The organism is Haloferax profundi (assembly GCF_001469865.1).
Taxonomy (GTDB): domain Archaea; phylum Halobacteriota; class Halobacteria; order Halobacteriales; family Haloferacaceae; genus Haloferax; species Haloferax profundi.
Genome location: NZ_LOPV01000201.1, coordinates 1 through 16,188, shown reverse-complemented (window position 1 = coordinate 16,188; position 16,188 = coordinate 1). Strand labels below are relative to the sequence as shown.

The following is a 16,188-nucleotide window of genomic DNA, read 5'->3' as shown; positions in this document are numbered from 1 at the left end:
CCACCACACGGTGGTTAATTTATATAACAACCGGATACATCTGCTTCACTCGTGTACGAGGCGACACTCCGAATCAGAGACGACAGCGCCTACGCCGCCGCCACCGCTGGAACCAGTGCCACGATAGAACTGTGGTGTAACGAACACTGCGACCTGTTGCACGTGAGCCACGAAGTCGGCGGCGACGTCCTCGAACGAGTGCGTGAAACTGTCGGCATCGAAGCGGCAGTCGAACGCGGCGACGAAGTCGTCGCAGTCACCGCCGATTGCCTTCGGCACCACGAGATAGACGATATCGAGGGGTACCTCCGCCGGCACGGTGTCCTCTTACTTCCACCGCTTCGGTACCAGCGAGGTGCGAAAGTGTGCCGTCTGCTCGCCGTCTCGGCCGCCGCGCTGACCGCTTGTTTTCGTGACCTCGTCGACAGCGGATTCGACGTGAGCGTCGAATCGAAGCGAGAAGTCTCGTTCGCGAGCGGCGACGCACCGCTTTTAGCCCCACTCGACGCGATGCCAGACCTCACCGGTCGGCAGCGAGAGGCGCTCAAACTGGCGTACGAACACGGTTACTACGACCTTCCACGGGGAACAGGGACCGAAGCAATCGCGGCACAGATGGGCGTCACGCGACGGACCGCCGAAGAACACCTCAGGCGCGCGGAGCGGAAGGTGATGGAATCGGTCGTTCGGTACCTCTTCTGACCGAACTGGAGTGCTGGTCGACAGACTTCGTCGAGAGGGACACCGTCCCTACGAGTGCTGTTCGACAGATTCGGTCTGAGAGGCAGCCTCGGACTCGTCGTCCGTCTCCTCCATCATGCCGGGCAGTTGGATGGCTTGGCTGAGGTTGCTGCGCCACGTCTTTCCGGTCTCCACGTCACCACGGATGTCTTCGAGTTCGTCGGTGAGTTCCTCGACCTGTGCTTCGAGTGCCGACTCGGAGACGAGTCGTTCGTCCAGTTCTGAGAGGCGTTCTTCGAACGTGGACGTCGTAACCATCCGGTCTTCTATCGACTCGACTTGTGACTCGATGGTCTGTATGGCTTCTTTCGACGCGGAGAGTGCCGATTCGAGACGCTCGATATCCTCGCGCATCTCTGCCGTGTCGGTTTGCAAGTCGTCGAGAACCTGCTCTGCGGTCCCGTTCTCGTCGAGGAACTCTTCGAGGGCAGTCGTGTAGGCTGCGAGGTTGTCGACGCGGTTCTGGACGTGTTCGAGTCGGACGTCCAGTGAGTTCGGCGACGACGCCCCGAGCGAGTCTCGAAGGACCGCCATCTCTTCTTCGGAGAGGTCACGGGCCGAGAGTTCGGCGACGAGTGCGTCGACGACACCGTCGGCGTCAGTCTCTACATCCGTCTCTGATTCAGTGGTGTCGGAGTCGGAGGCAGCAGATTCGACAGAGTCCTTCGTCGTCTCTTCGTCGGGTGAGTTCTCGGGACTCACATTCCCGTCACTCGACGCTGCACTATCTGTGCCAACCACTTCGTCGGCGGTTTCCGGGCCGTCTCTATCCTCGACTGCGTCCGTCTCGAATTCGTCGGTGCCAGCGGAGTCACGTTCGGCCGTCGACTCGGCCGACTCTGCCGTTCCCACCTCTACAGACGCGTCTGTGGCGTCGTCTTCTGAGCCCTCTTCGGTATCCGCATCCGTGGTGGGTTCGTTCTCGTCTGCGTCCGCCGTCGGGTCGTCGAGTTCTACCTTCGGCTGAGAGTCCGAGTCGGCGTCAGTCGCCGAATCAGCAGTCGATTGCGCTCTCGACCCGACGAACTGGATGTCCGAGGGAGTGGTGTCCGACTGTCCGGAGTCCCACCCCCCTGATGCCGAGCGGAGGTCTTCGACGCGCGGAATGTGGCCGTTGAAGTCGCTCCGCTGGGAGACGGAGTGGTCATCGGTGGTGGTGTCGTCTATCTCGGTATCGGTCGTGTCGTCGTTCGTCATGGTAGTTGAGTCGTCGCTGTCGCTCGCTGGTTCGTCACCTGCAGGGTCGATTTCGACCGCCGTTTCGGTGAGAAATGATTCGAGGTCGTTCGGCGAGAGTCCCTTGATTCCGTAGAGAGTAGACGCCTCGCCAGAGGGTTCGAGTCGGTCGGCGTAGACGAACGCTCGGTCGTCGGTCTTCGTCCACTTGTCGCCGTTGTACTTCGGGTGGGGCCCCAGATTCTCCAACGGGAAGTCCCGTGGCACAGACTCGACCAGTCGGAAGTCGACGGGGTCGTCTCTCTCCGACGAAACCTCTAATCGAACGACAGAGAGTCCCTCGCCGTTCGCCCACACTGACTTCTCCACGGTGACACCGCGGATAGCGGAGACGAATTTCTCGCTGACGCGGTCCATCTCACGGAAGAGGGGAGTCATTGCGCCTCACCCCACGTGTCGATCGTCCGCTCTACGGTACGTCCAATCGAGAGCACGTCGGTCCGTTCCGACGGAAGCGTCCACTGACGGTGGACGGTCCCCGAGTCGTCGACGAGCCAAACACCTGGCTCTCGGGCGTCGCACTCCGGAGCGACAGCGTCGACGAACGCCGCCTCGTCGCCCACGACGACGTACATATCGAGGCCGTCGATGAACTGCAGCCAGGTGATGTCCGAAAGCGGGTCGAAGCAGTCCTCGGGTCGCGGAACGTGTTCGGATGCGGCGAGGACGTACAACGAGAGGCGGTTGTCGGTCGGACCAGCCTCCGACGTCTTCGTCTGGAATCCTGCCAGTTCGTGCGCAGAACCAGGGACTTCGTCTCGGCACATCGGTTAGACACCTCGAGCCGGCTTGCAAAGCGTACCCTCGTCGGTGTGGACCGAGCCATCATCGAGTCCCTCGTCACACCGCATCGCCGATCACCCCATCTCCATAGTTGCGGTCACCGGGTGCTACCGGGTAGGGCAACGGAAGTGTTGTGTGCATAATACATGCACTACTGGCACCACGAACCTCCGTGTTACCATCCGGTGAGTTCCCGAGTTCCCCCCACTCGAACTCGAGGTGACCGCCTGTTTTGTCAATTGTTTGTCCACCCATACTAGAAATTATTGATATCCTACACACTTGTAAGTATCGTCATAACCACCCCTAAACCCCCAATTTAATGGAGTATAGGGCTTCTTTCTAGTGGTATCGGGATGCTTTCAGTATCCGGAGTTACGCTTCGAGGACAAAATCACGGTGGGGTCCGCCCACGTGCGCGACTGAGTGAGGTTGGGGACGGACCACATAGTGTAACGAAACTAATACTAAATGGTGTTGTGAAATTTTTACAATACTACTCGCCCTCACCACCCGCGCGTGCTTTCAGTTCCAACGTGTAACCGAATGGGTCTGTGACGTACACCGCAGGTGCGACACCAGTCGCACCGAGTGGTTCGAGTTGCCGGTCCACGTCCACACCTCCATCGTCGAGGTGTCGGCGGAGTTCGTCGATGGTGTGGTCGAACTCGATGGCGACGTGGTCGAACGCCGTCTCGTCCGGCGGCCGGAACGTCGACGTCGGTTGGAGGTGGATGATACTCACCGGTGTGAGGCGAACCGAGACGAACGGTTTCTCACCTGCCTCGAATAGGTCCTGGTTTTCGATGTCGAATCCGAGCGCGTCGCCGTAGAACGCGAGTGCGTCGTCGAGGCCATCTTCGGGGATTCGCAAGTTGACGTGGTCTATCGCGGTGACGTCCATGGCGGGATATCAGCCGCATGTATGGTAAATGCTCACTCACCGGTGAACAGGGGCCGAAGTGAGGACAGTAAATAATTAGTGATTTACTACGATATAATGTAGATACGTGATTTAATCCCAAAATTTAGACTAATACGGCTTAATCTACCCTGACCAAGTTATTTTAGCAATTTTTCCCAGACACATTGGGATAAATGTGTCTAAATTTAAAAAGAGAGCTGTGAGAGAGACAGTGGGGGCAGACGACACGAGTCGAGGGCGGCCATCACGTCCCACTCCACAGGGTTCCGAAACCGTAATTCATTGGTAGCAGGTCGTCATACGAGACGTGTGAACCAAACGACGGCGTCCGACCAGCACGTCCTCGCAGGCTATCGGGGTCGGATGCTACTCACCGTCTCGCTCGCGTGGGCGGTCCTTCAGGCGGGCCGGTTCCTCTTGTCGCCACTTCTCCCGACGATTATCGCGGACTTACAGATTACCGAAGCAACCGCCGGGATCGCCCTCGCGTTGTTTCAGGGTGTCTACGCTATCACCCAGTATCCCGGTGGCGAATACTCCGACCGGTGGACGCGCGCGACACTCATCGTCCCCGGCCTCGCCCTCCTCGTCGTCGGATTTGCGACGTTCGGGTTGGCAGGGGGACTCGCTGGATTCGTCGTCGCTGCCGTCGTCACCGGACTCGGAAAGGGATTCTTCGCGATTCCGTCACGCGCACTCCTCTCAGACCTGTTCGTCGAGCGTCGCGGGCGCGCCCTCGGTCTCTACGCGGCGGGCACCGACCTCGGTGGTCTCCTCGCGTCCGGTCTCGCCATCCTCGCACTCACCTACGCGACGTGGCGCACGCCGTTCCTCCCGGTTGCCGTGGTTCTCGGGGGACTCACCGTCCTCTTTGCCCTCTGGTCCACAGAAGGGTACGAAGTTGGCTCTCCGAGACTCGACGCCTCCGGGACGATTCGCCGACTGCTCGCCAGCCCTGCACAACGCCGGACGCTCCTCGCGTTCGGCCTGTTCTACTTCATGGTCGGCGGGTTCATCAACTTCTTTCCGACCTACCTCATCGAGGCGAAGGGCTTCGACCAACAACTTGCGAGTGCGACGTTCGCCGTCGTGTTCGCAGTCGGGATTACGATAAAACCCGTCGCCGGCGGCCTAAGTGACCGCTTCCGAAGAGAGTCCATCGCCGTCGTCGGCCTCCTCGTCGCCGCTGGTGCGCTGGCAGTGCTCTCGTTCGTCGACGCGCGTGCGTTCATCTACGTCTCGGTCGTCGCACTCGCAATCGGCTACAAGATGGAGTTCCCCCTCGCGGACGCCATCATCTTCGACAACGCACCGGACGACGACAGGGGTGCTGACCTCGGTGCCGCGCGGGCGTTCTTCCTCGGCGCGAACGCTGTCGGTCCTGCGTACGTCGGCATCGTTGCTACGTACCTGAATTACGTCGTGGCGTTCGCCGGTCTCGCAGTGTGTCTCGTCGTCGCTGCTGGACTCCTCTACTGGGATGCGCGCGTCCGGTAAAACGAGAACCCCGTATCGAAGGGCGAGTCAGTGGGTGCCTCTGTCGTCGTCTGGTGTCGATTCGTCGGATTCGACCGGCGAGTGCCCGCTCACCGGTCGAGTTTCGCTTTCGTGTACGCTTTCAGCCCTCCTTGTTCGACGAGTGACTGGAGGAACTCCGGGAGGGCCTCCGCGTCGTACTGCTCGTCTTTCGTGTGGTTGACGACGACGCCTGCGTCCAGGTCCATGTGAATCTCGTCGCCGTCGTCGATGGCGTCTGCGCCCGGACAGATGAGGACCGGTAGGCCGAGGTTGATGGCGTTTCGGAAGAAGATGCGCGCGAACGACTGGGCGACGACGCCCGAGACGCCCGCACCGACGAGTGAGAGCGGCGAGTGTTCGCGCGACGACCCGCTTCCGAAGTTCTCACCCGCGACGACGAAGTCACCCGATTCGACAGACTCAGAGAACTCCGGCCGTAGGTCTTCGAACGCGTGTTGTGCGAGTTCGTCGGGGTCTGACGAGACGATGAAGCGCGACGGGGTTATCTGGTCGGTGTCGACGTTGTCGCCGAAGACCCACGCACGCGCCGGGTCGCTCGGGTTCGTCCGTCCGGAGGCCGTCTTCGAGTCCGTCATGGCAGCACCTCCGCGAAGATGGTGTCGTCGTAGCGATTCGTCTGAATGTTCCGCGGGTCCGTTATCTCGCCGTAGAGCGCACTCGCGCCGACGGTAGCCGGACTGGCGAGGTACACGTTCGAATCCATCGAGCCTTCGCGCCCGGGGAAGTTCCGGTTCGCCGTGGCGAGACACACGTCGCCGTCTCCGAGCACGCCCTGGTGGTAGCCCGCACAGGGGCCACACCCAGCGTTCTGGATGACTGCACCGGCATCGGTGAGCGTCTGGAAGACGCCCGTGTTCAGCATGTGCCTGTAGACCGACTTCGACGCCGGGACGACGACCATCCGAACGCTTGGAGCGAGCGTCTCACCCTCGAGGATGTCGGCGACGATTTTGATATCTTCGTAGCGACCATTCGTACAAGTCCCGACGAACAGTTGGTCGATTTCGGTTCCTTCGACGTCCGTCACGTCGACGGCGTTCTCGGGGTTCGACGGCTTGGAGACCTGTGGGGCCAACTCGGCGGCATCGTAGGTGTGCACCGACTCGTACTCGGCGTCGTCGTCGGAGCGGAACGCGTCGTCGAGGTCGATTTCGTTCCCGGTCTGGCGTTCGAGGTACGCGGCAGTTCGGTCGTCGGGCGCGACGAGACCCGCCTTGCCCCCCATCTCGATGGCCATGTTCGACAGGACGAGTCGCTCGTGGATAGGGAGCGATTCGATGGTGCTTCCGGCGTACTCCGCGGCCATGTAGGTACAGCCATCGAAGCCAACGTCGCCGATGAACCGCAGGATGAGGTCTTTCGCGTAGACGCCGTCCTGTAGGTCGCCGTCGACTTCGAAGCGTATCGTCTGCGGGACGCGGAACCACAGTTCGCCAGACGCCAACGCGGTTCCGAGGTCGGTCGACCCGACACCGGTTCCGAACGCGCCGAGACCGCCGTAGGTCGTCGAGTGGGAGTCTGCCCCGATGACGAGGTCACCGGGCGAGACGAATCCTTCTTCGACGAGGACGGCGTGACAGATGCCGTCGCCGACGTCGAACTGGTTCGCGCCGTGTTTGGCGGCGAAGTCGCGGACGGCGTTGTGGTTGTTCGCGGCCTGGACCCCGTCTGCGGGGGCGTGGTGGTCGATTGTGAAGATGGTCCGGTCGGGCGCGAACAGGTCGGCGTCCTCGCCCGCTACCTCGTGGAACGTCTGGAACGCGAGTGGACCCGTGATGTCGTGCGCCATCGCCACGTCGATTTCTGCTTCGACGTAGTCGCCGGCGCGGGCGTCGGTTCCGGACTTCTCCGAGAGGAGTTTCTCTGCGAGTGTCTTTCCGGTCATGATTCAGCTCTCCTGTTTGTCGGCGGCGACGGTTTCGAGCACGCGCTCTACCGTCCCACCCATGAGGACGTGACTCGTCGCCCCGAGTCCGAGGCGGTCGGACACGTCGTGGGCGACTGCTTCGATGCGCTCGAAGTCGACGCCGTGGCCGACGCCCATCCGCGTGAGCATCTGGACGAGGTCTTCTGTCGGCGTGTTTCCGACGCCGGACATCCCCTCGGGGAGGACGACGCCGCCGCCGAGACCGCAGACAGACGCGTCGAATCGGTCGACACCAACTGCCATCGCGGCGAGGGTGTTCGCGAGACTCATCCCGTTCGTGTCGTGGAGGTGGAGGCCCATGTCGAGGTCCGGGTGGGCCTCGAACGCGGCGCTGAATCGCTCGGTAATCTCCACGGGATTCGCGAGGCCCATGGTCGTCGCGAGCGTCACTTCGTCGACGCCGGATTCGACCACGCTATCGACGACTGCGAGCGTCTCCGCGGCGTCTATCTGGCCCTCGTACGGGCAGTAGAAACTCGTCCCCATGCCCGCTTCGACTTCGATGCCGTGGGCGTGGGCGAGTTCGACGATGTCGTCCATCTCGGCGAGGACTTCCTCGCGCGTCCGGTTCTGATTGTTCTTCGTGTACGTCTCGCTCACCGTGACGAGAGCATTTACTTTGTCCACCTCGGCCTCGACGGCGCGTTCCATGCCGACGAGGTTCGGGACGAGGGCCCGATAGGTGACGTCGTCGTGGCGGGTGATTTGTTTCGCCACCTCGTCGGCGTCTCGAAGCGTTGGAACTGCCTTCGGGTGCGTGAACGACGAGATTTCGATTTCGTCGACGCCGGTCTCCGAGAGGGTGTCGATTATCTCGACTTTCTCGTCGGTCGGGACGAACTCGTCGAGTCGCTGGAACCCGTCGCGGGGCAGCATCTCGACGACGTGAATCTGGTCTGGGAGTTCTGTGAGTAAGTTCATATTACGCCCTCCGTTTCGAGTTCGGCGAGGAACTCGTCGTCGTAGCCGAGTCGCTCTCGAAAGACCGTCTCGTTGTGTTCACCGAGACTGGGGCCGAGGTACTCGACGCTCCCCGGCGTCTTGGAGAATCTGGGGAACGCGTTCTGGACGACTGCCTCACCGAGGTCAGGGTCGTCGATAGTCAAGAACGCTTCACGGGCCTGATAGTGCTCGTCGTTCAGGATGTCTTCGACGTTGTAGACCGGCGCGAGCGTCGCGTCTGCTTCTTCGAACGCGTCGAGGATTTCCTCGCGGGTGTGGTCGTCCATCCAGTCTTGGATGATGTGGTCGAGTTCCTCGACGTTCTCCAGTCGGTCCTCGTTGGTCTCGAAGCGCGGGTCGTCTTTCAGTTCGGGCCGACCGATGGCCTCGAACGTCCGCTCTGCGAGCGGTTGCGCACTCGCGGAGATTGCGACCCAGCGGTCGTCGCCCGTCCGGTAAACGTTCCGTGGGGCAGAGGACGTCGAGCGGTTACCCGACCGAGCTTCTACCTCACCGAGTTGGTCGTACCGGAGCGGTTGCGGGCCGAGTAGCCCGAAGATTGGTTCGATGAGACTCGTGTCGATGTACTGGCCGCCGCCCCCGTGGACGTCGCGGTGGTAGAGTGCGAACATCACCGCGAACGTCGAGAACAACGCCGCGATGTTGTCTGCGAGTCCAGTCGGTGGGAGGAGCGGTGGCGAGTCCGGAAAGCCGTTCAGGTAGGCGAATCCAGACATCGCCTCTGCGAGCGTGCCGAACCCGGGTCGTTCGGAGTACGGCCCCGTCTGGCCGAACCCGGACATGCGGAGCATGACGAGGTCGGAGTTCACCTCGGAGAGGTGTTCCCACCCGACTCCCCAGCGTTCGAGGGTACCGGGTCGGAAGTTCTCGATGAGGAGGTCCGCCTCGCTCACGAGGTCCTCGAACACCGCTGCGCCCTCCTCGGTGGAGATGTTCAGCGTAATCGATTGCTTGTTTCGCGAGAGGTACTTGTGCCAGAGGCCGACGCCGTCTTTCTGCGGGCCGAATCGGCGGATGTGGTCGCCGAACTTCGGGTGTTCGATTTTGATGACCGTCGCCCCGAAGTCGGCCATGAAGCGGCCGACGGTCGGGCCGGATATCATCGACCCTGCTTCGAGGACGACGAGGCCGTCGAGTGGTCCGTTCGTGTCGTCTGTCATATCGTGCGTATCTCGTTCGTGTTGTCGTGGTGCGTTCGTCCGATGGTTCAGTGTCCGTGGTCGGAGGTATCGATGCAGTGGTGGGGAGTCAGACTGGCCGGTCGACGTGTGTCCCGTGACCCTTCGTGCCGACGACGTCGCCGTCGTCGAAAGCGAGTTGCCCTTTCACGACGGTCTGTGTCGGCCACCCGGTCACGTCGCGGCCTTCGTACGGCGAGTACCCGCTGACGCTGTGCAGGAGTTCGGGCGTCACCGTCTTCGTCTCGTCTAGGTCGACGACGACGAGGTCGGCGTCGCTTCCGACGCGGATGGTTCCCTTCTTGGGATAGAGGTTGAACGCCTTCGCGGCGTTCGTACTCGTGACCTCGACGGCGCGTTCGAGCGAGATGCGACCCTCGTTGACACCCTCTGAGAGGATGAGCGGCAGCATCACCGGCGTCGAGGGGAACCCGAGGAGACTGTCGCGGATTCCCTCGCCGAACTTGTTCTCGGCGAGGTTGGCACAGTGGTCGGTCCCGATAGTCGAGATGGTTCCGTCGGCGAGGCGCTTCCAGAGCGTCTCTTGGTCTGCTTTCGACCGAACTGGGGGGTTGACCTTCATCCGCTCGTCGCACTCGTCGGTCGTGAGTGTGAGGTAGTGGATACACGTCTCGCCCCACGTCTCGTACCCGGCGTCGTGGAGTGCGGCGAGTTCGTCTGCGGTCTGTCCGGCGGAGATGTGGACCGCGTAGAATCGGTCGTCGTAGCCGTGCACTTTCGCGAGCGACGACCCCGCAACCATACTCTGCGTCTCGGCGTATCCGGGGAACTCCTCGACCATCACCTCGTAACCTTCGTCCGCGTCGGCGTCTGTGTCGTCGGATTCGGATTCCAGATAGACGTTGCCGCCGGCGAGGGCGTTCGTTATCTCGACGTTCTCGGAGTGATAGCCGAGTGTCGTCGGCACGTCCTGTTCGGCGAGTTTCTGGATGAAGGCGTCGCCGAAGTCGTCTTTCATGTCGCAGTCGACGCCGAACTTCTCCCGCGCGGAATACTTGTAGTTCATGTACCACTTGAACGTCGTGATACCGAACTCGTCGATGATGGTCGGAATCTCTTCGACGTGCTCCATCGAGAGCAAGCCGAGCGAGAAGAAGTAATCGTGGTAGTAGTTCGGTTCGGCCTCGTCGAAGTACCCCGGCATGATGTCGGCGTACGCTCCGGCGCGGCGGAAGTAGTTGCCAATCGTTGTCACGCCGCCGACGAGGTCGGATTTGGATTCGGACTCGGCGTCCGCTTCCAACCCACGGTAGATGCCGTGGTGGGTGTGCGGGTCGATTGCGCCGGGGAGGACGTACTTCCCAGTCGCGTCGATTTCAGTCTCGCCCGAGAGCGTCCCCGGTGCGGCGATGGCGGCGATTGTCTCGCCATCGGCCGCGACGTCGGCCTCGAAGGTCCCGTGTTCGGGTGTGACGACCGTTCCGTTCGAGATGACGAGGTCGTACGTCATAACGTCTCGACCCACGACTGGACTTCCTCTGTCTCCAGCACTTCGGCGTACTTCATCCACAGGTCGAGGAGGCCAATCTTGTGGGACGCCTCGATGCGGTCGAAGATACACTCCTGTGGCAGGATGACGCTGAATCCATTTTGCTTCGCGTCGACTGCCGTCGCCCTGACACACCCACTCGTGGAGTTGCCGACGATGATGACCGAGTCGTGGTCACCACGGACGAGTCGAGAGAGTAAGTCGGTCCCGTAGAACGCCGAGGCGTAGGACTTGTCGACGACGGTGTCGCCGTCTTCAGGTGCGACGGGGTCGACGATGTCGAGGTCCGGGTGGTCCGGGTCGTCGTAACTCGACGGGACCACACGGGTGTACGTCACCGGGAGTCCTTCCTCGCGCGCGAAGTCGAGAAACGGGTCGATGTACTCGATTGCATTCCACGCGATGTCGCCCATCGCGGTGCGGTACTCCTCGACGGCGTCGAGGATGGGGACGTTCTCGCCGACGATGAGTCGCTGCATGTCGATGACGAGAACCATCGGGTTCTCGCCCATGCCGCGCGACTCCCACGACGACGCGCCCTCCTTGTCGTAACCAGCCTTCGTGATGACCTGTTTATCCTGTTCAGATAGCAGGTCCTCCCAGATACGGTCTGTCATGACTCGCTTCGACTGAGATGCGATGGCATCCAGCATAAAAGTACGGCACACATTGGCGAGCACATGTTACGGTGCAAACACCTCTAACATTCGCGCCACCCAATCACGGTCGACACCGCCGGGTGCCCGGACGATGGGGAGGTCGACCCCCATCTCGCGGAGTTCGTCGAGTCGCCGCCGTGCGTCGTCCGGCGTCCCGACGATGCCAAGAGGAGCGAGGAAGTCGGCTGAAATCTCCGTCGCACCGGCCTCGGTCGTCGGTGCGGCCCGAACGGCCTCGACTTCGTCGGCGAATCCAGCCTCCTTGGCTGCCCGGTCGTAGTATCCGGGAACGTCGCGCAGGTAGTACGCGACGTGTTCGGCGGCAGCACGATGGGCCTCGTCTGGGTCCTCGTGGACCGACGTGAGGACGTACATCGCTACGTCCACGTCTGAGACGTCGCGGCCGGCGCGTTCAGCACCCGTTTGGAGCCATCCCATCGCCTCCTCGAACTGGGGGCGCGGATAGAGGTTGGGGAGCCATCCGTCGGCGACCTGTCCGGTAAGTCGAACGTTCGCCGGGCCGAGTGCCCCGTTGTAGATGGGAACCTCGTCGCGGACTGGTTCGAAGGCGTCCCAGAAACTCGTTCGCTCGGGCGTGAAGAATTCGCCGTCGAACGAGTCTGCCTCACCGCGGAGATAGCGCCGGACGAGTTCGACGTACTCGTGCATTCGGGAGAGTGGACGTTCGAACGGGACGCCGTGGAACGTCTCGACGACGCCAGGGTGTGCGACACCGAGGCCGAGAATCGCGCGCCCGTTCGAGTGCGCGTCCAGCGTCGCCGTCGCCGCAGCGAGCGTCGCTGGCGTGCGCGAGAACACGTTGACGATGCCCGTCGCGAGACCGATTTCGTCGGTGTGGACGGCCCACCGCTCTAGTTTTCCAAATGCGGTCTTTCCCTGTCCTTCCGCGGCCCACGCCGACTCGTACCCCAGTTCTTCCGCGCGGACGACCAGCGAGGGGTCGTCTCGGAGCGCAAAGAGGACGCCAATCCGCTCGCTCATTCCGCGTCCTGCGGTTCCGCGACTCCCCGCGTGGTGGGGTCAGGTGCCTCGACGGGGACGACACCATCTGCCGCCAAGTCGTTCCAGATGTCGAGTCGTTCGATGAGTCCGCGGCGAACTTCGTACACGTCGACGTACCGCACGTCTTCGAACTCGGTACCGTCGTTGTCGACGCCGTAGAGCGTTCCGATACTGACGACGGTGTCGCCCGCTTCTATCCAGCGGTCGAACTCTTTCGCCGCCCACTCGTATCGTGGCCCGAGGAAGTCGAGGAAATCGTACGCCGCGGTCGGTCCCTCGAACGTCGCACCGGGGAGTGTGATAATCGCGTCCTCGGCGAACAGGTCGCCGACGGTCTTTCTCCTGTCGTCTTCCATCCGGTCGAAGAACTCTTCGACGATGACTCGTGGTGAGTCCATGGTTTCAGCGCGTTCCCAACCACCATAATTTTTCACCTCAGTTCGACAGGCACGCTGCCCGGCAGGTGTTTCAGTCGCGTACGCGAGCGAAGACCACCGCTGGCGGTAGTTTTACGAGAGAGTCTAACTAGCAGGGTCCATGGACGAGCAAGCAACGCGCACACCCAGCGATAGCGTCGCGGAAGTTGTCTCGGTGTCGGACATCGAGTGGGACATCGACACCGACGTTCTCGTCGCTGGCGGCGGTGGGACCGGGTTAGTCGCCGCGCTGGCGGCCAGCGAGAATCCAGAGATTCGCGTGACCGTCTTAGAGAAAGCACCACACTGCGGTGGCAACACCTCGCTTTCGACGGGGATGATTCCCGCGGCGGGGACACGACTCCAACGAGAAGCGGGTATCGAAGAGACGCCCGCCGACATGGCACGGGACATTCTGGAGAAAAACGACTACCAGGCCGACGAAGAACGCGTCACGTACCTCTGTGAAGAGAGCGCGAACCTCATCCACTGGCTCGTCGACGACTGGGATATCACACTTCACCTCGTGGACGACTTCAAATATCCCAAACACTCCGAGTTTCGAATGCACGCCCCCGACGGGCGAAACGGCGAGAATCTCGTCGCAGAACTCGTCGAACGCGTCGAAGACACGCCGAACATCGAACTCCTGACGAACGCGCCTGTCACGAAACTCGTCGCCGAAGGCGGTGCTGTCCGCGGTGTCGTCGCTGGCCTCACCCACGACGAGGCAATCGAGGCAGAGAAGGTCATTCTCGCGACGGACGGGTTCGCTGGCAACCGCGAGATGATTACCGAGTATTGTGAGGAAGACATCGAACGGGCACTGTACTTCGGGTCCGACGGAAACACCGGTGACGGCGTTCGCTTCGGCGCGGAACTCGGCGGCGAACTCGCGTGCATGGACGCCTATCAGGGTCACGCGACTGTCGCGAGTCAGACGGGGATGCTCTCTACCTACGCAGTCACGATGAACGGCGGCATCCTCGTCAACGAAGACGGCGAACGCTTCGGCGACGAGTCGTCGGGCTACAGCGAGTTCGCTATCGACGTGCTGAAGCAACCCGGCGGCCAGGCGGTCCAACTGTTCGACGAGCGCATCTTCCAGAAGTTACAGGGAGAGTTCGACGACTTCGACGAGGCAGTCGAACACGGGACCTACCACAGTGCAGACTCCGTCGCGGAACTCGCAGACAGACTCGGTGCAGACGGGGAGCGTGCCGCGGAGACTGTCGCCGCGTACAACGAGGCCGCTACGGCAGGCGAACCTGACGAAGTCGGCCGCCTCGACGGAACCCACCCGCTCGAATCGCCGTTCTACGGGACCAAAGTCACCGGGTCGCTGTTCCACACGCAAGGTGGTCTCGTCGTCGACGAACACGCTCAGGTTCTCCGGACCGATGGAAGTGTAGTCGCAAACCTCTATGCCGGTGGGGGAACGGCCTGCGGAATCAGCGGACACGGTGCAGGTGGGTACCTCTCTGGAAATGGCTTGACGACGGCACTCGGGTACGGCCGTCTCGCCGGCATCCACGCGAGAGAGTCGCTCGAATAGGCGTCCTCACTGGGACACGGCCAGCGTGTTTTCGCTACGGTTCGACTGTCGCTCTCCCACCGTCCACGAGTATCGTCTCCCCGGTGACGAAACTCGCCGCATCCCCCGCGAGGAACGCGACGACTGACGCTACTTCTTCTGGGTCGCCGACGCGTTCGAGTGCCGACAGCGACCGGAACCTGTCGAGTGCATCGGCGTCGTCTTCGAATGGTTCTGTCATCGGCGTCCGGATGTATCCGGGGGCGACGGCGTTGACACGGACGCCATCGGGACCCCACTCCGCCGCGAGCGTCCGAGTGAGCCCTTCCAACCCGGCTTTCGACGTGACGTAACTCGCCCGACCCGCCGCACCAACTTGTCCGTAGATAGACGAGACGTTCACGACGGCGCCACCGTCAGTTTTCAGATAAGGTGCCGCCGCCCGACAGAGGCGAAACGGCCCAGAGAGGTTCACGTCGAGTGAGTCCGACCAGTCGGTATCCGACAATTCGGCCACGAACCCACGCCGGATGATGCCTGCCACGTTGACCAGCACGTCGATTCCGCCCGTCTCGACTGCGGTATCTACGAGACGCGTGACGTCCGCCTCGTCGGTCACGTCCATCGTAACTGCCCGAAACGACCCCGGCCCATCCGCACAGGCCTCTGTTGTCTCTTTCTGGCCTGTTCTATCGCCACCGACGACTGTCGCACCGGCGTCGACGAACGTCTGTGCGCACGCCTGCCCGATTCCACTCGCCGTCCCCGTGACGAGGACAGTGTGGTTCTGGAACGTGTCTTCGCTCGGTACCGACTGGTCCGTACTGGGAGTGACCATGAAGCACGTACTGAGTGGAGTGTAATGAACGTGTGTTAGCTCCCCACACGCCGAGCGAGGGGTAAAACCCACTACTCTGGCCAGAGAGACCCCGAGAGACGAGTATGGACCACATCCAGAACACGAACGTCACCTGAACGTGACAGAACGAGTACGCTAGTATTTATTACTGATACTCTCTAACCCCGAGAACGATTGCCATGGGTAAGACTCTCAAGTCTTCGACGAGCAACAGGCGACGCTTCCTCAAAGCAACGGGCGCGAGCGTCGCGGCACTGACACTGGCTGGATGTACGAGCGACGACGCTGGCGGCAGCGGCGGCGACTCGGGAGGTGACTCCGGAGGCGACTCCGGTGGGTCTGGCGGAGACCAAGGTACCACAACCGGCACCCCCGAACAATCGGTCGAAGAGATTATCATCGGCTCGAACCACCCGCTGTCGGGCGGCCTCGCCGCTACGGGCGTCGGGATGAGCAACGCCATCAAACTCGCCGCGATGCGGAAGAACGAGGAAGGTGGCATCGAGTCGCTCGGTGGCGCGCAAGTGAAGGTCATCGAAGGCGACAACCAGGGGAAACAGGAACTCGGCGGACAGGTGAGCGAAGAACTACTCAGTGACGGTGCGCACGTCCTCACTGGGTGTTACTCCTCGCCGGTGACGACGGCGGCGACACAAGTCGCCGAGCGACAGGGTGTCCCGTTCGTCGTCTCCATCGCGGCGGCGGACAACATTCTCCAGGGCCGTGGGTTCAACTACGTCTACCGGCCACAACCGCCGGCACGCCGTCTGGCGAGCGACTACGCGAACCTCGTTCCGAAGGTCATCCGTGACGGCGGCGGGACCATCGACACCGCTGGGCTGTTCTACATCAACAACAGCTACGGGCAGGCGATTCGGGACAGCCTCCGGGAGTT

Annotated in this window: 16 protein-coding genes; 4 read left to right on the top strand and 12 right to left on the bottom strand. The window is 62.0% G+C overall.

Annotated elements, in window-relative coordinates; genetic code table 11:
• The first annotated feature begins 51 nt into the window (after positions 1–51).
• Entirely contained in the window at positions 52–702 is a 651-nt protein-coding gene (locus AUR66_RS10260) for a helix-turn-helix domain-containing protein (RefSeq protein WP_058572334.1), read from the top strand.
• A gap of 48 nt (positions 703–750) precedes the next feature.
• On the opposite strand, the gene AUR66_RS10255 is transcribed toward AUR66_RS10260, so the two are convergent.
• The 3 genes from AUR66_RS10255 to AUR66_RS10245 form a co-directional block, all read right to left on the bottom strand.
• Positions 751–2,355: a hypothetical protein gene (locus AUR66_RS10255; RefSeq protein WP_058572333.1), complete on the bottom strand. Its 1,605-nt coding sequence runs from the start codon at positions 2,353–2,355 to the stop codon at positions 751–753.
• Entirely contained in the window at positions 2,352–2,744 is a 393-nt protein-coding gene (locus AUR66_RS10250) for a hypothetical protein (protein WP_058572332.1), read from the bottom strand. The genes AUR66_RS10255 and AUR66_RS10250 overlap by 4 nt, the downstream gene beginning before the upstream one ends.
• Positions 2,745–3,256: 512 nt before the next feature.
• On the bottom strand, positions 3,257–3,664 hold the full coding sequence (locus AUR66_RS10245; RefSeq protein ID WP_058572331.1) for a VOC family protein: 408 nt from the start codon (positions 3,662–3,664) through the stop codon (positions 3,257–3,259).
• Between the two features lie 384 nt (positions 3,665–4,048).
• On the opposite strand from AUR66_RS10245, the gene AUR66_RS10240 reads away from it, so the two are divergent.
• Positions 4,049–5,182: an MFS transporter gene (locus tag AUR66_RS10240; protein WP_058572351.1), complete on the top strand. Its 1,134-nt coding sequence runs from the start codon at positions 4,049–4,051 to the stop codon at positions 5,180–5,182.
• A gap of 89 nt (positions 5,183–5,271) precedes the next feature.
• Here the strand turns inward: AUR66_RS10240 and AUR66_RS10235 are convergent, their stop codons facing one another.
• The 8 genes from AUR66_RS10235 to AUR66_RS10200 all read right to left on the bottom strand — a co-directional run bounded on the left by AUR66_RS10235 (position 5,272) and on the right by AUR66_RS10200 (position 12,882).
• Positions 5,272–5,799 (bottom strand): 3-isopropylmalate dehydratase small subunit, encoded by a 528-nt coding sequence (locus AUR66_RS10235; RefSeq protein ID WP_058572330.1) that lies wholly within the window; start codon positions 5,797–5,799, stop codon positions 5,272–5,274.
• Positions 5,796–7,109, bottom strand: coding sequence for a 3-isopropylmalate dehydratase large subunit (locus AUR66_RS10230; protein WP_058572329.1), 1,314 nt, complete (start codon positions 7,107–7,109; stop codon positions 5,796–5,798). The genes AUR66_RS10235 and AUR66_RS10230 overlap by 4 nt, the downstream gene beginning before the upstream one ends.
• A gap of 3 nt (positions 7,110–7,112) precedes the next feature.
• On the bottom strand, positions 7,113–8,072 hold the full coding sequence (locus tag AUR66_RS10225) for a hydroxymethylglutaryl-CoA lyase (protein ID WP_058572328.1): 960 nt from the start codon (positions 8,070–8,072) through the stop codon (positions 7,113–7,115).
• Positions 8,069–9,274: a CaiB/BaiF CoA transferase family protein gene (locus AUR66_RS10220; protein WP_058572327.1), complete on the bottom strand. Its 1,206-nt coding sequence runs from the start codon at positions 9,272–9,274 to the stop codon at positions 8,069–8,071. The genes AUR66_RS10225 and AUR66_RS10220 overlap by 4 nt, the downstream gene beginning before the upstream one ends.
• 88 nt (positions 9,275–9,362) lie before the next feature.
• Complete coding sequence (locus AUR66_RS10215; RefSeq protein WP_058572326.1) at positions 9,363–10,763, bottom strand: dihydroorotase; 1,401 nt, start codon at positions 10,761–10,763, stop codon at positions 9,363–9,365.
• Positions 10,760–11,419 carry an isochorismatase family protein gene (locus AUR66_RS10210; RefSeq protein WP_058572325.1) on the bottom strand — a complete coding sequence of 220 codons (660 nt, stop codon included), beginning with the start codon at positions 11,417–11,419 and terminating at the stop codon, positions 10,760–10,762. The genes AUR66_RS10215 and AUR66_RS10210 overlap by 4 nt, the downstream gene beginning before the upstream one ends.
• Before the next feature lie 66 nt (positions 11,420–11,485).
• On the bottom strand, positions 11,486–12,463 hold the full coding sequence (locus AUR66_RS10205) for an LLM class flavin-dependent oxidoreductase (RefSeq protein ID WP_058572324.1): 978 nt from the start codon (positions 12,461–12,463) through the stop codon (positions 11,486–11,488).
• Positions 12,460–12,882 (bottom strand): nuclear transport factor 2 family protein, encoded by a 423-nt coding sequence (locus AUR66_RS10200; RefSeq protein WP_058572323.1) that lies wholly within the window; start codon positions 12,880–12,882, stop codon positions 12,460–12,462. Before AUR66_RS10200 ends, AUR66_RS10205 begins: the two co-directional genes overlap by 4 nt.
• A gap of 139 nt (positions 12,883–13,021) precedes the next feature.
• Between AUR66_RS10200 and AUR66_RS10195 the strand changes: the two genes are divergently transcribed.
• Positions 13,022–14,455, top strand: coding sequence for an FAD-dependent oxidoreductase (locus AUR66_RS10195; protein ID WP_058572322.1), 1,434 nt, complete (start codon positions 13,022–13,024; stop codon positions 14,453–14,455).
• A gap of 34 nt (positions 14,456–14,489) precedes the next feature.
• Here the strand turns inward: AUR66_RS10195 and AUR66_RS10190 are convergent, their stop codons facing one another.
• Complete coding sequence (locus AUR66_RS10190; protein ID WP_058572321.1) at positions 14,490–15,272, bottom strand: SDR family NAD(P)-dependent oxidoreductase; 783 nt, start codon at positions 15,270–15,272, stop codon at positions 14,490–14,492.
• Between the two features lie 200 nt (positions 15,273–15,472).
• On the opposite strand from AUR66_RS10190, the gene AUR66_RS10185 reads away from it, so the two are divergent.
• Positions 15,473–16,188 (top strand): substrate-binding domain-containing protein (locus AUR66_RS10185; protein WP_157533058.1); only part of this gene is annotated, 716 nt, incomplete at its 3' end.